The following is a 13,582-nucleotide window of genomic DNA, read 5'->3' as shown; positions in this document are numbered from 1 at the left end:
TAAATCGAGTAAAAAATGAAAATGAAAATACACCGAGAAGGTAAAAACATATTACTCTTACTGTTTGTAGTCCTGCTTATTTTGAACATACCTATCTACATGTGGGTAAAAATCGCCTGGATAGCAATCTTTGTGCATGTAGTCTCGATTGTGTTTTTCCTGCTGGTTGTTAACTTCTTCCGCTCTCCGAAGCGTCGGTTCAAAGGCGACCGTAAAAATGTGGTGGTGGCTCCGGCCGACGGTGTGGTAGTCGTGCTCGAAGAGGTACTCGAGGACGAGTATTTCCACGACAAGCGCATGCAGGTATCCATCTTCATGAATATACTCAATGTGCACGCCAACTGGTTCCCCGTAGCCGGCGAAGTGCTCCACGTGAGTCATCAACAGGGCCGGTTCATGGCGGCCTATCTGCCCAAATCAAGCACCGAGAACGAACGCTCGACCATCGTCATCAAGGCCGAAAACGGACAAGAGGTGCTGGTTCGCCAGATTGCCGGAGCCGTAGCTCGCCGCATCGTCTCTTATGCCGAGGTGGGCGACTCGTGCCAGATAGACGAGCACATGGGCTTCATCAAGTTCGGCTCGCGTGTCGACCTCTACCTGCCGCTCGACAGCGACATCAAGGTGAAACTGAACGACAAGACTACAGGCGATTTAACCGAAATAGCCCGCCTAAAATAAGCAATCATGAACGCAATTGTCAAAAATATACCCAACTCAATCACCTGCCTGAATCTGCTCTCGGGATGCTTCGCCTGCATTTTTGCATTTCAGGGCCAATACGATTGGGTTGCCTTGTGCATAGGGTTGTCGGCCCTCTTCGATTTTCTCGACGGCATGGCCGCCCGGTTGCTGCACGCCTACTCTCCGTTGGGTAAAGAGCTCGATTCGCTGGCCGACCTCATCAGTTTCGGGCTGGCTCCAGGTCTGATGGTGATGCACTTGATGGCCTACAACAGCACATTCCACGGCATGGCCGAATACCAGTCGTGGTGGGCATTGAGCGCGCTGCTCATCCCGGTATTTTCGGCACTGCGGTTGGCCAAGTTCAACATCGATACCCGCCAGACTACCTCGTTCATCGGGCTGCCCGTACCGGCCAACGCCCTCTTCTGGATAGGTATCTGCCAGGCCGTGCTGCGCATGGAGAGCCCCGTATGCGGCTACGCCATCGTGACGCTGGTCATCATCTTCTCGCTGTTGCTGGTATCGGAGATTCCCATGTTCTCGCTCAAGTTCAAAAACCTGAAGTGGGAAGAGAACTACCTGCGCTACCTCATCATCGCCGTTGCGGCAATCTGTCTCATTTCCTTGGGTTTGGCCGGTCTTGCCGCCACCATAGGCTTGTATATCGTCTTGTCGCTGTTGACAGCCCGCAAGCGATAAAAACAAAAACGGAACGATTTTTGTTCCTACTGGGATATAAACCTAATATGTATCGATTATGCACTTGGCATTTTTGCTTCTGATTATACTCTTTATCATCTTCTTTGTTCCCCTTTTGGCCCTCATCCAACTGGTGGTCCGTTTCATTGCCCGCCTCTTCTTCGGGCGGAGAGAAAGCTCCACGAGCAACCCCTTCGGCCGGCAGGAACAGAGCAGCCGCTCACAGGGCGAACGCTCCACGACCTGGTATACCAGTACCAAGAAAGGGAAAAAGAAGATTGACAGTTCGGAGGGCGAGTATATCGACTTCGAAGATATAAAGGAATAAAAAAAAGAAGAGAGACCCGTCGCGCGGCCTCTCGTCAAGAGGTCTGCAGCCAGTCTCTCCCCTGTCTCGTGGCGGCTTGTAGCAGCCGCGCTATTTCACCGACAGAATCTCTTCAACGATAAAGTTGCTGTATCCCCTCCAGGGCAATGCTCCCAGATACTCGTTGTATTTCAGTTCGACATGACGTCCGCTCATGCGCATGAGCGAATCTGCCAAATTGGCATCATCGACCGAAAAGACAAACTGGTTGGACTGCAGCGACCCTTGCCCTGCCGTGCGGAATCCCTCCATGATGAGAGTCCCCTCGTAGGTCTTGAACACATAGCCCTTCTTCACTACATAGTTGAGAGTACCCGCCTTCACACCCGAGCCGAATACAAAATAGTAACGCACATACACAAAGGCGCCCAGGGCCACTACCAACACCACTCCCGCAATCCACAGGAAGCGGCGGAACGACCGGCGCAGGGCTTCGCCCCGGCTGCGGCCTGTTTGAGTCTCGTTTATTTCACCGTTCATTTCATTCTGTTTTTCGCAATCTCTCCCCACAGGCTATCTCGGTAGGTTCCACGCCTCGCCCCGTTTGCCCCGGGCCCCGATTGCACTTGACACCAAAGAATATATTTCAAAACAAAAAAGCGGTCGATGCGAGCAACCGCATCGACTGCTTTTAGCATTTATTATCGTTTCACTCCTTCACCGGGATATTCTCCAAGGCAGCCACCAACAGCTTCCAGAAGGTCTCGACCGTAGAGATTTCTACCTTCTCGTTGGGCGAATGCGGGTGCTTGATGGTGGGGCCGAACGAAATCATGTCGAGGCCCGGATAGTTGGCACCGATAATACCGCACTCGAGACCGGCGTGCATCATCTTCACTTGAGCCTCACGCCCGGTTACCTGCGGGTAGAGCCGTTTCATCAGGTTCAGAATCTGCGATTTGAAGTTGGGTTCCCAACCGGGATAGGCACCATCGAAATCGACCCGGGCACCGGCCAGCGAGAAGGTGCTCTCCAACTCCGAAGCCAAAGCCCGTTTCATGCTCTCGCTCGAGCTGCGCACGAGAATCTTCACCTCGATATACCCTTCGGAGGTACGCACAATCGAGAGGTTCGACGAGGTCTCCACCACGTCGGGGGCATCGGGTATCATGCGATACACACCGTTGTGGCAGGCCACGATGGCGTTGATGAGGTCGTCCTGTATCTCCTCGGGCAGGAGCGAATGCGGCAGTTCGGTCTGCTCGGCCGTAAAGTAGAGGTTCTCTTCGATGAAGCCATACTCCCGCTTGAGCGTAGCGGCAAAGTCATTCACGGCATCCATGAAATCCTCCTTGTCCTCGGCCAGAATCGTCACCACGGCCTCGGCTTCGCGCGGGATGGCATTGCGCAGCGTACCGCCGCTGTAACTGGCCAAGCGGGCCTCATACTCCGACACCGCCTCTTTCAGGAAGCGGAACATCTCCTTGTTGGCATTCATGCGGCCCAGGTGAATATCCACACCCGAGTGGCCGCCGTGCAGTCCGCCCAGAGTCAGCTTCACGGCTATCTCGTTGGGAGCCGGCGTATAGGGTTCCTCCTTGTAGCGGAACTCGATATTCACATCCACACCGCCGGCACAGCTCATGTAGAGCTCGCCATCCTGCTCCGAGTCGGTATTCAGCAAAATTTCGCCATGCAGCTCGCCCGGTTCCAGCCCGATAGCGCCATACATGCCGGTCTCCTCGTCGTAGGTAAAGAGCGCTTCGAGGGGGCCATGCTTGAGATCTTTCGACTCGAGAATAGCCAGAATCGACGAGATGCCGATACCGTTGTCGGCGCCCAGCGTCGTCTCGGTAGCCGTCACCCAGTCGCCGTCGACACGGGGGAGAATAGGATCGGTCTCGAAGTTGTGCTTCACCGACTTGTTGGCCTGAGGCACCATATCCATGTGACCTTGCAGAATGACCGGCTTGCGGTTCTCCATGCCGGGCGTAGCCGGCTTGCGAATGATGACATTTCCAGCCTTGTCGTGAATCGTCTCCAAACCCAGCGAACGACCTACACCCATGATATACTCGGTAATCTTGTCGAGGTGTCCCGACGGACGGGGAATCTGACAAATCGCCTGAAAATGTTTCCACACAGCCTGCGGCTGAAGAGATGTGATTTTGCTGTCCATAGTTATAATTTTATAGATCCGTAAATTGTCAAAGGCGATCCGACTCGGGAATCTCCGTCACAATATCGTCCACAACCCGTTCGCCCTTGGGTTTCTTCTTATCGCATGCCATCGAAATGAAGGCATATATTCCTATCAGCACAACCAGCACCATTTGCGACCCGTGTGCCACAAAGGCAAAGGCGCCGGCCTCGTTGCCCGTGATACCGTAGTACGACAGACCCGCGATAACCGCCAGGTGCCACGGTCCTATACCCCCCTGCACGGGAAGTCCCATGCCCAGACTGCCCAACACATAGAGCAGCAACACGGCAGCCACCGTCAGATGCGACGTGCTGGGGAAGGCAAATATGCACAAATATAACTGCATAAAATAGCAGAACCAAATAAAGAAGGTATAGAATATGAATTGAAATTTACCGTGCATGGTCACAATCGAAGCAAAACCGGCCCACACGTTGGCCATCAGCCCCTTGATGCGCTGCACCAGCCGGCTCTGGCTGTTGGTGCGGAAAAACCAGATCACCACCCCGATGCAGACGGCAATACCCACATAGAGCCACACCGATGTGAGCACGCTTGTCACCCCCGCCTCGATCGAAGGGTTCTCGTCGAGAAACCGGATAAACGGCTTCATCTGCATGAAAAAGACCAGCAGCGTGAGCAACGCCACCATCACCGTATCGGAGAGGCGGTCCGACACCATCGACCCCAGCACCTTGCTGAACGACGCCTTCTCGCGCTGGGCCACATAGCCGCAGCGCCACACCTCGCCCAGGCGGGGGAAGAGCAGGTTCATGGCATACATGCCGAAGATGGCATTGATGAGGACACGCATCGACGGCTCTATATGCAGCGCGCGCAACTGCAAACGCCAGCGCAAGGCCCGGGCTATATGACTGAAAACGGCCACCCCCATCGAGAGGACAACCCAAGTATAGTTTACATCGGTTTTAAGAATCTGGAGTATGGTCTCTACATCGAGTTGCTGGTAGACATACCAAAACAACCATACGCCGCAGAGCAGAGGAAGCAGATATTTTACAATATCGCGGATTATCCTTTTCAATTTTCCCGTTTTAAAAATTTGTTATACCTTTGTATGCTGCAAAGATAAAGGTTTATCTCCAACTTTGTAGCGAACGGAGGCCTGAAAAATCTCCGCTGTAAATATTTTATTGACTCACAACTGAAACCGGAACCTTCATGAGCTACATGGTCAAACCCAAGAAATCGCTGGGACAGCATTTTCTCACCGACTTGAGCATAGCCGAGGCGATTGCCGACACCCTGGCCAGCTACAAAGGCATGCCCGTGCTCGAGGTGGGGCCCGGCATGGGAGTCCTCACCCGGTTTCTGCTGGATAAAGGCCACGACCTCACGGTGGTCGAGCTCGACCCCGAGTCGGTCGAATACCTGCAGGAGCACTTTCCCGAGCTGCGCGACCGTATTGTCGCCAAAGACTTTCTCAAGCTCGACCTGGCCCAACTCTACGAAGGCCCCTTCTGCGTCATCGGCAACTATCCCTACAACATATCGAGCCAGATATTTTTCAAGATTCTCGACTATAAAGACCGCATACCCTGTTGCAGCGGCATGATTCAGAAAGAGGTGGCCGAACGCATGGCCGCCCCTCCCGGCAGCAAGACCTACGGGATACTGAGCGTGTTGCTGCAGGCCTGGTACGATATAGAATATCTCTTCACCGTTCCCGAGCACGTGTTCAATCCCCCGCCCAAAGTCAAGTCGGCGGTCATCAGGATGACCCGCAACCAGGTCGAGCAACTGGGGTGTAACGAACGGCTCTTCAAACAGATTGTCAAAACCGCCTTCAACCAACGGCGAAAGACCATGCGCAACTCACTGAGAAGCCTGGTCGGGAAAGAGTGCGAAGTCCTGTCCGACCCCATCTTCGACGAACGCCCCGAGCGGCTGTCGGTCGAGCGGTTCATCGCCCTCACCAACCTGTTAGAGAGTTATATCATCCCATAAACAACCTGCCGGAATACCGTCGGCCTTCCACCCTGTTCCGGATTCAAACCCAAGGAGGCTGAGACATGGAAAAGTTTACGCCCGAATATATACAGAACGTCCAGCAAATCATCAAGAACGACGAGAAAGACAAGGCTCGCGAACTGCTCAAGGAGCTGCACCCCGCCGACATCGCCGAGCTGTACCAGCAGCTCAACCTCGACGAGGCCGAGTACATATACATGCTGCTCGACGGCGAAAAGGCGGCCGACGTACTGCTCGAACTCGACGAGGACGACCGCAAGAAGATGCTCAAGCAACTGCCCAGTGAGGTGATTGCCAAGCAGTTCATCGACTACATGGACTCCGACGACGCCGTAGACCTCATCCGCGAGATGGACGAGGATGCCCAGGAAGAGATTCTCTCGCACATCGACGACGTGGAGCAGGCCGGCGACATCGTAGACCTGTTGAAGTACGACGAGGATACCGCCGGCGGTCTCATGGGTACCGAGATGGTGGTCGTGAACGAAAACTGGAGCATGCCCGAGTGCGTGAAACAGATGCGCATCCAGGCCGAGGAGCTGGGCGAACTCTACTACGTCTACGTGGTCGACGACGACGACCGGCTCAAAGGCGTCTTTCCCCTCAAGAAGATGATTACCAACCCGTCGGCCTCCAAGATCAAGCACGTCATGCGCAAAGACCCCGTATCGGTCAAGACCGACACCCCCATCGAAGAGGTGGCCGTCACCTTCGAAAAGTACGACCTGGTGGCCGTTCCCGTAATCGACAGCATCGGGCGGCTGGTGGGGCAGATTACCGTCGACGACGTGATGGACGAGGTGCGCGAACAGTCGGAGCGTGAATACCAGTTGGCATCGGGTCTTTCGCAAGACGTCGAGTCGAACGATACCGTCTTCACCCAGACGGCGGCCCGCCTGCCGTGGCTGCTCATCGGCATGTTCGGCGGTCTGGCCAACTCGGTGATTCTGGGCAACTTCGAGGCCAACATCGCCCGCAATCCAGCCACCGCCCTCTTCATCCCCCTCATCGGTGGTACGGGCGGAAACGTGGGCATCCAGTCATCGGCCATCGTCGTGCAGGGCCTGGCCAACGGCAAGCTCGACATGAAGACGGCCGGCAAACAACTGTTCAAGGAGCTGGGCGTAGCCCTCATCAACGCCTGCATGATTTCGCTGCTGGTTTTCGTCTACAACTGGTTTTTCCTCGACAACATGGCCACCACCGTATCGGTGTCGCTCTCGCTATTTGCCGTCGTGATATTCGCCTCGATATTCGGTACTCTCGTGCCCCTCACCCTCGAGCGGTTCAAGATAGACCCGGCCATTGCCACAGGCCCCTTTATCACCATTACCAACGACATCATAGGCATGCTCATCTACATGAGCATAAGCTATATGCTCTCGACCTAAAAGGGGCTGAGACGAAAAATTTTGCATACTTTTGTGTATTTCAATCGTTATTATATATATTTTTGTCCACGCGATTGAGACCAAGATTTAACCGACATAAACTCAAAAATGAAAAGAAGCATATTAGATATCTCCGATTTACAGGAAATCGTCCCCCAGTTGAACAACGAGAGAGGGGGCAAAATACTCCAACGATTAGCCAAAATCTGTAAACTCGATGATATCAATGCCCTCTACGGACGCCACTGCGATTTGAGAGGAGCCGATTTTGTCAACGCCATCATCGACGATTTGGACATCACCTGCAAGGTCGACAACGAAGAGGTGCTCGACCACCTGCCCGAAGGCTCGTTCGTCACCATATCGAACCACCCGTTCGGTGCTCTCGACGGAGTCATCATCATCAAACTGATTGCGGCACGCCGCCCCGACTATAAGGTGATGGTCAACTGGATACTCAACTACATCAAGGCCATGTCCGACAACTTCATTGCCGTAGACCCCTACTCCAACCCCGAGCGACGTTACGTCTCGCTCAACGGCATACGCGAAGCTCTCTTGCAAGCCAAAAACGGCCATCCTCTCGGATTCTTCCCCGCCGGTGCCGTGTCGCGCCTCAAGTGGAGCCTCAAGATTGAAGACCGGGAGTGGCAACCCAACATCATACGTCTCATCCAGCAAATCAAGAAGCCGGTGATTCCCGTCTTTTTTCACGGACACAACTCCCTGTTCTACAACCTACTGGGATTGATAAGCTGGCAATTGAGAGCCTTGCGGCTACCGGCCGAGGTATTCAAGAAGGAACACCAGACCATACACATCTCTATCGGCAACATCATTCAGCCCGAGACCTTGGCCCAATACCGTACCACCGAAGAGCTGGGAGCATTCCTGCGGCACGAGACCGACAAGCTGAGAAAACTGAAAAGCCAGCGCTAAAACACACCACCTACACCCGCTTTTTCAGTATCGATGGGAAAACAGGATGCGGTTCGGGATAAAAAATATCTGAAAACAAACTGCGATATTTTATTCTCCGCTCTCCTTTTTACTATCTTTTCAGAAGATAGGATGCGGTTCGGGATAAAAAATATCTGAAAACAAGTTTCGATATTTTATTCTCCGCTCTCCTTTCACTATCTTTGTAGGGGATAGCGGGCAACGAGACGCCAACCCACTCCGTGAAACAGGAGCGGGAGAACGTGTCGTCTCCGCGCTATCTCGACCCTAAAAGATTCAGCAGTTATGATTCCCACAGACGTACAGCAAACCAAACAGCGGTTCGGTATCATCGGTAATGCCCCCGGTCTGATACGGGCCATCACCCGGGCGCTGCAAATTGCACCCATCGACCTGGCCGTGCTCATCACCGGCGAGAGCGGTGCCGGCAAAGAGTTCTTCCCGCAGATAATCCATGCCAACAGTTCCCGCAAACACGGCAAATACATAGCCGTCAACTGCGGTGCCATACCCGAAGGTACCATCGACTCCGAGCTCTTCGGTCACGAAAAGGGAGCCTTCACCGGTGCCCTCTCGGCCCGCAAGGGATATTTCGAGGAGGCCGACGGCGGCACCATCTTCCTCGACGAGGTGGGCGAACTGCCCCTCACCACACAGGCCCGCCTGCTGCGTGTACTCGAGAGCGGCGAGTTTCTCAAGGTGGGTTCGTCGACCGTACTGAAGACCAACGTGCGCATCGTGGCTGCCACCAACCTCGACATGGTCAAGGCCGTATCCGAGGGGAAATTCCGCGAAGACCTCTACTACCGGCTCAGCACCATACACATCGAGATTCCCCCCTTGCGCGAACGGGCCGACGACATCCTGCTGCTCTTCCGCAAATTCTCGACCGACTTCGCCGAGCGGTACCGCATGCCGGTCATCCAGCTCACCGACGACGCCCGCAACGTGCTGCTCAACTACCGCTGGCCGGGCAACGTGCGCCAGCTGAAGAACATCACCGAGCAGATCTCCATCTTCGAGACCAACCGCGAAGTCGACGGCGCCACCCTGCAGGGCTATCTGCCGCAATACAACATCGAGAAACTGCCCGCCCGCCAGACAGCCACTCCCGGCGAGCAAGACCACACCTTCTTCGAGAAGGAGCGCAAGATGCTCTACAAGACGCTGTTCGAGATGCAGAAGGAGCTGGCCGACCTGCACGCCAAGGTCGAAGAGCTCACCAAGGCCGCTCAGGGACAGGCGCACTTCACCCCCTCGCCCCAATCGGTGACCGTGGCCCGCTCCATGGCTCTCGCTCCCATTACCACGGCCGTACCGGTACACGTCCCGGCCTCCAAGGGCAAAACCATCGACGAGACCGAGGGCGAGGTTATCCCCAACGAAGCCGAGTATGTGGAGGAACAGCCCACCACCCTCGAGGATACCGAGCGCGAGACTATCCGCAAGGCGCTCATGCGCAACCACGGAAAACGGAAAAAGACGGCCGAGGAGCTGAAAATCTCGGAACGGACCCTCTACCGCAAAATCAAGGAATACAATCTGGAATAGTATATACATGCCTATGAAACGATTCATCGCCATACTGCTCGTAGCCCTCACCTCTTGCAGCATCTCCTACAAGTTCAACGGGGCCTCGATCAACTACGACACCACCAAGACCATCTCGATCGCCAACTTCCCCATCAAGGCGGCGCTGGTCTATCCGCCTCTCGAGGAGCTCTTCACCAACTCGCTGAAGAACGCCTACACGCGCCAGACCCGGCTGCAGATTGTCAGCAGCGGCGGCGACCTGCAGCTCGAGGGCGAAATCACCAACTACGACCTCACCCCGCAGGCCGTAACCGAAAACGCCTACGCCTCGCAAACGCGGCTCACCATTGCCGTGCGGGTGCGCTTCACCAACACCAAAGATCCGCAATTCAACATCGACAACCAGACCTTCTCGGGCTACAAGGATTTCTCGAGTACCCAGATGCTGACCGATGTCCAGGACGAACTGATAAAACAAATCACCGACGAACTGGTGGACCAGATTTTCAACGCCACCGTAGCCAACTGGTAATGCCATGATCACCCGCGAACAAATACGCAACCTGCTGAATGGCGTGTGCGACCAACCCATCGCCCGGGCCGACGCCGACCAAATGGCCGCCGACTACCCCTACTTTGCCATTCCGCAACTGCTCTACCTCAAATACACCCCCGGCGCCATGCCCGACGAACGGCGCATACAACAGGCGCTGCTCCACGCCAGCCCGGGCGAGCACCTCGAGAGTGTGCTCGGCATCGAGGACGAGTCGTTTGCCGACCTCTATCCCCAGGCCCCGCGCACCGATACCACCATGCAGGCCATCGACCTCTTCCTGGGCACCTACCAGAAAGGGGGAAAACTACCTACCGAAGAGAGCCTCGACCGCCTCATCTCGGGCAACATCATCGCCCAGACCGACTACATGAGGCTGTTGCAGCAAGACGACCCGCAACCCGCCGTACAATCGGCTCAACCGATACAACCCACCGTCGAGGTACCCAAGCCTTCCCCGGAGCACAAGAGCGAACCGGCTCCCGCCCCGGCGCCTGCCCGCAAGAGCCCGGCCGAACGCGAGAATACCCCGCAAACCGTCCCCTCTGAACCGGCTGCCGACGACACCTTCTTCACCGAAAGCCTGGCCAAAATCTACATCAAACAGCGGCGATATGAAAAAGCATTGCAAATAATTAAAAAATTAAGTTTGAAATATCCAGAAAAAAATATTTACTTTGCAGACCAAATAAGATTTTTGGAAAAATTGATTATTAACATAAAAACAGAATAACAGAAAATGTCAGTAGTATTAACCGTCTTTATCATCTTGGCATCGGTGCTGATGATAGGCATTGTATTGGTACAGAAATCAAAAGGAGGGGGTCTTGCCTCTAATTTCGCATCATCAAACCAGATTATGGGTGTTCGCAAAACAACCGACTTCGTAGAGAAAGCCACTTGGACTCTCGCCGTGGTAATCATGGTTTTAAGCATTGCCACTGTATTTGTTTCGCACAATAGCCAAACCACTTCCGGTTCGGAAATCAAAGACATCGTAAACACCGAAGCCCCTGCTGCTCTCCCCGGTTTCGAGACTCCGGCTGCCGGCGACAACACCGCTGCTCCCGCTCAACAGGCTCCGGCTCAGGAAACTCCGGCTCAGGAAACTCCGGCTCAGGAAACTCCGGCGAAATAATCCAGAGATTTATAACACACTTTCATATCGATGCCCGAACCTACTATGTGTAAGTTCGGGCATTTGTGTCTTATCGTATAACCCGTATCTTCACCATGGACGACACCAAAAACTTCTGGCAACGCCTCTTCAAGCGTAACCGCAACGACTCCCCTCAATCGGAAGCCGAAAAAGAACACTCCCTGAGGGAGCAACTCGAGTCTCTGGCCTGCAACGGCATCTTCTTCGATTTCGATAAAACAAGTCAGGTATCGCCCTGGCAATCCAAATTCGGAGGCCGTCCCGCCCTGCCGCCGAAATGGAAATGGCCTCACTACACCGATGAATACGGCAACGAGACAGCTTTGCCCTTCCTCCTGCAAATCAACTGCGAAGAGCTGGCTCCCTACGACACCGACAACCGGCTGCCGCACGAGGGCATGTTCTACCTCTTCTACGACCTCATCAACCAGCCGTGGCTCAACAGCAAAGGGGCCAAACTGCTCTACACCCCCACCCCGGCGGCCGAGCTCACCCCGACCGAATATCCCGACCAACTGGCCGAGGCTCAACGCCTCTACGAGATGGGGCTCCGGTTCGGCAATCAACCTTCGGCTCCCGGCTGGGACGACTATTACAGCCTCATGGGATACGACCAAAACACCTATGCCTACACCGATTGGGACCTCATCGAGAAGCGGCTTGAGAGCTGGGGTTACACCCACCCCGAATCGGCAGGCCAGATGCTGGGCTATGCCCAACTCATCCAGAACGGCATCGCCGAGGTGTGCGAGTCGAGAACCCGGGGCGACAAGCCCGAGAGCTATACTACCGAGTCGGCTCGCGAATGGGTACTGCTGCTGCAACTCAACTGTATCGAAGAGCCCGAGGTCGACATCTCCTTCGGCGACTGCGGCAGCCTCTACTTCTACATCAGACGGCACGATCTGGAACGCGGCGACTTCGGCCAGATTCAGTTCGAGATGCAATGCTATTGACCATCCACCCCCTATACTAAACGAGGAGCGAGCCCGGGTGACATCCCCCCGACTCGCTCCTCGCTTCTATTCGTTCCAATTCGTCCCTGCCTACTTGGCCGGCTTCAATGCCTCCATGATGGCGGCTTCGAGCTCGTCGGCCAGTTCGGGATTGTCTTCTACACACTTCTTGGCGGCATCGCGGCCCTGACCCAGTTTGGTATCTCCGTAGCTGAACCACGAACCGCTCTTCTTGATGATACCCTTGTCGACACCCAGGTCGATAATTTCGCCCGAGCGCGAGATACCCTCGCCAAACATGATGTCGAACTCGGCTTTGCGGAAGGGAGGTGCCACCTTGTTCTTCACCACCTTCACACGAGTCTGGTTACCGATTACCTCGTCGCCATCCTTCAGCTGGCTGATGCGGCGAATATCGAGGCGCACCGAGGCGTAGAACTTCAGGGCGTTACCACCCGTCGTCGTCTCGGGGTTGCCAAACATCACCCCGATCTTGTCGCGCAACTGGTTGATGAAGATACAGGTCGTGTTGGTTTTGCTGATGGTGGCCGTGAGCTTACGCAGGGCCTGCGACATCAGGCGGGCCTGCAGACCCATCTTCGAGTCGCCCATATCGCCCTCGAGTTCGGCCTTCGGTGTCAGAGCTGCTACCGAGTCGATAACCACAATATCGACCGCCGACGAACGTATCAGCTGGTCGGCAATCTCGAGAGCCTGCTCACCGCTATCGGGCTGCGAAATCCACAGGTTCTCCACATCCACACCCAGCTTCTCGGCATAGAAGCGGTCGAAAGCGTGCTCGGCATCGATAATGGCGGCGATACCACCCGCCTTCTGGGCCTCGGCAATGGCGTGGATGGCCAGCGTGGTTTTACCCGACGACTCGGGACCGTAAATCTCGATGACACGTCCGCGCGGATAACCGCCCACACCCAGCGCCGCATTCAGCGCAATAGAGCCGGTGGGAATCACGGCCACCTCTTCGACCGAGTCGTCGCCCAGTTTCATGATGGCGCCGCGACCGTAACTCTTCTCGATTTTATCCATGGCCGCTTGCAGAGCCTTCAGTTTCTCCGAAGGCACCGGCACCCGCTTCTTGGCACCGGCAGCAGCTTGAGCTTGTTGTTGTTCTTCCATAATCT

General features: G+C 55.1%; 15 protein-coding genes. 11 read left to right on the top strand and 4 right to left on the bottom strand.

Annotated features, from left to right (window positions below; all coding sequences use genetic code 11):
- The first annotated feature begins 21 nt into the window (after positions 1–21).
- Genes ABGT88_RS04820 through ABGT88_RS04810 form a run of 3 tightly spaced genes read left to right on the top strand, consistent with a single transcriptional unit; the run spans position 22 to position 1,714 of the window.
- Entirely contained in the window at positions 22–681 is a 660-nt protein-coding gene (locus ABGT88_RS04820) for a phosphatidylserine decarboxylase family protein (protein WP_346700728.1), read from the top strand.
- A gap of 3 nt (positions 682–684) precedes the next feature.
- Positions 685–1,386 carry a CDP-diacylglycerol--serine O-phosphatidyltransferase gene (pssA, locus tag ABGT88_RS04815; RefSeq protein WP_346702820.1) on the top strand — a complete coding sequence of 234 codons (702 nt, stop codon included), beginning with the start codon at positions 685–687 and terminating at the stop codon, positions 1,384–1,386.
- A gap of 58 nt (positions 1,387–1,444) precedes the next feature.
- Positions 1,445–1,714 (top strand): DUF4834 family protein, encoded by a 270-nt coding sequence (locus ABGT88_RS04810; protein ID WP_346700726.1) that lies wholly within the window; start codon positions 1,445–1,447, stop codon positions 1,712–1,714.
- Positions 1,715–1,804: 90 nt separating this feature from the next.
- Here the strand turns inward: ABGT88_RS04810 and ABGT88_RS04805 are convergent, their stop codons facing one another.
- The 3 genes from ABGT88_RS04805 to ABGT88_RS04795 all read right to left on the bottom strand — a co-directional run bounded on the left by ABGT88_RS04805 (position 1,805) and on the right by ABGT88_RS04795 (position 4,941).
- Complete coding sequence (locus ABGT88_RS04805) at positions 1,805–2,233, bottom strand: hypothetical protein (RefSeq protein ID WP_087408145.1); 429 nt, start codon at positions 2,231–2,233, stop codon at positions 1,805–1,807.
- A 169-nt stretch (positions 2,234–2,402) separates the two neighbouring features.
- Positions 2,403–3,872, bottom strand: a complete 1,470-nt coding sequence (locus tag ABGT88_RS04800; protein WP_087408146.1) for an aminoacyl-histidine dipeptidase — start codon at positions 3,870–3,872, stop codon at positions 2,403–2,405.
- Between the two features lie 28 nt (positions 3,873–3,900).
- A complete protein-coding gene (locus ABGT88_RS04795) occupies positions 3,901–4,941 on the bottom strand; it encodes a lysylphosphatidylglycerol synthase transmembrane domain-containing protein (protein WP_346700723.1) in 1,041 nt (346 codons plus the stop codon).
- A 137-nt stretch (positions 4,942–5,078) separates the two neighbouring features.
- Between ABGT88_RS04795 and rsmA the strand changes: the two genes are divergently transcribed.
- From rsmA to ABGT88_RS04755, 8 genes are all read left to right on the top strand, one after another.
- Positions 5,079–5,864: a 16S rRNA (adenine(1518)-N(6)/adenine(1519)-N(6))-dimethyltransferase RsmA gene (rsmA, locus tag ABGT88_RS04790; RefSeq protein WP_087408148.1), complete on the top strand. Its 786-nt coding sequence runs from the start codon at positions 5,079–5,081 to the stop codon at positions 5,862–5,864.
- A 65-nt stretch (positions 5,865–5,929) separates the two neighbouring features.
- Positions 5,930–7,279 carry a magnesium transporter gene (mgtE, locus tag ABGT88_RS04785; RefSeq protein WP_087408149.1) on the top strand — a complete coding sequence of 450 codons (1,350 nt, stop codon included), beginning with the start codon at positions 5,930–5,932 and terminating at the stop codon, positions 7,277–7,279.
- A 108-nt stretch (positions 7,280–7,387) separates the two neighbouring features.
- Positions 7,388–8,218: a lysophospholipid acyltransferase family protein gene (locus ABGT88_RS04780; protein WP_143240907.1), complete on the top strand. Its 831-nt coding sequence runs from the start codon at positions 7,388–7,390 to the stop codon at positions 8,216–8,218.
- 306 nt (positions 8,219–8,524) lie between these two features.
- Positions 8,525–9,790 (top strand): sigma-54 dependent transcriptional regulator, encoded by a 1,266-nt coding sequence (locus tag ABGT88_RS04775; protein WP_346700720.1) that lies wholly within the window; start codon positions 8,525–8,527, stop codon positions 9,788–9,790.
- Between the two features lie 13 nt (positions 9,791–9,803).
- The gene (locus tag ABGT88_RS04770; protein WP_289540482.1) at positions 9,804–10,304 is read left to right on the top strand and encodes an LptE family protein; all 501 of its coding nucleotides are present in this window, start codon (positions 9,804–9,806) and stop codon (positions 10,302–10,304) included.
- A gap of 4 nt (positions 10,305–10,308) precedes the next feature.
- Positions 10,309–11,058, top strand: coding sequence for a hypothetical protein (locus tag ABGT88_RS04765; RefSeq protein WP_346700717.1), 750 nt, complete (start codon positions 10,309–10,311; stop codon positions 11,056–11,058).
- A 6-nt stretch (positions 11,059–11,064) separates the two neighbouring features.
- Complete coding sequence (gene secG / locus ABGT88_RS04760) at positions 11,065–11,463, top strand: preprotein translocase subunit SecG (protein ID WP_346700715.1); 399 nt, start codon at positions 11,065–11,067, stop codon at positions 11,461–11,463.
- A gap of 65 nt (positions 11,464–11,528) precedes the next feature.
- Positions 11,529–12,440, top strand: a complete 912-nt coding sequence (locus tag ABGT88_RS04755; RefSeq protein WP_143240908.1) for a YwqG family protein — start codon at positions 11,529–11,531, stop codon at positions 12,438–12,440.
- Positions 12,441–12,530: 90 nt separating this feature from the next.
- On the opposite strand, the gene recA is transcribed toward ABGT88_RS04755, so the two are convergent.
- Positions 12,531–13,577, bottom strand: coding sequence for a recombinase RecA (gene recA / locus ABGT88_RS04750; protein WP_087408155.1), 1,047 nt, complete (start codon positions 13,575–13,577; stop codon positions 12,531–12,533).
- Positions 13,578–13,582 lie beyond the last annotated feature (5 nt).

The organism is Barnesiella sp. An22, from assembly GCF_963931395.1.
GTDB lineage: Bacteria > Bacteroidota > Bacteroidia > Bacteroidales > Barnesiellaceae > Barnesiella > Barnesiella merdigallinarum.
The sequence above is the reverse complement of the archived record's forward strand: the minus strand, read 5'-3'. Positions and strand labels throughout refer to the sequence as shown.